Consider the following 624-nt stretch of genomic DNA (forward strand, 5'->3'; position numbering starts at 1 on the left):
CAACTGAATTGAACAAACGTAAAAAAGAAAAAATTAGTTATGAAGTAACATCTCTAGATATAAAAGAATACCAACCACATGAAGTTGTTCATATCGGCGATATGGTACGTATCAAAGATAGAGATTTTACGCCTCCGTTGTATTTAGAAGCTGAAGTAATCGCTGAAGATTATGACATGGTTACTAAAGAATCAACATATTCCTTTGGCGAGTATAAAGAATATCGTGAAGATGATTTACGACAAGAGTTTTATAAGCATCTTAGTAATATTAGACAACGAATGAATGATAACTTCAGCAATGTAAATACTATTGTTAGGGAGACCAACAGTCAATTACAGTATTTCGAAAAGAAAATTATTAAGTCGCAAGATGCGCCGGAAAATCCAGTCAATGATATGTTGTGGTTAGACACTAGTAATCCTAAAGTAGCAGTGTTACGTAGATACTGGAACGGACAGTGGATAAATGCGACTGCCGAAAAAGCTGATGATATTGACGCAGTTACACGCGAGAAAGCTTTGTACGATGATTTAAATAACACATTTATAAACCTGAACATTCAACACAGCAAGTTATTAAGTGAAGTATATGAAGTTATAGACAGTGAATACCTTGTCGATA

At 34.1% G+C, this 624-nt stretch carries 1 protein-coding gene; it reads left to right on the forward strand.

All coding sequences use genetic code 11. The features are described 5' to 3' along the window. A partial coding sequence (locus HMPREF3270_RS06010; protein ID WP_305367123.1) for a phage tail spike protein occupies positions 1-624 on the forward strand: 624 nt, incomplete at both ends.

The organism is Staphylococcus sp. HMSC65H10, assembly GCF_001839185.1.
GTDB lineage: Bacteria > Bacillota > Bacilli > Staphylococcales > Staphylococcaceae > Staphylococcus > Staphylococcus simulans.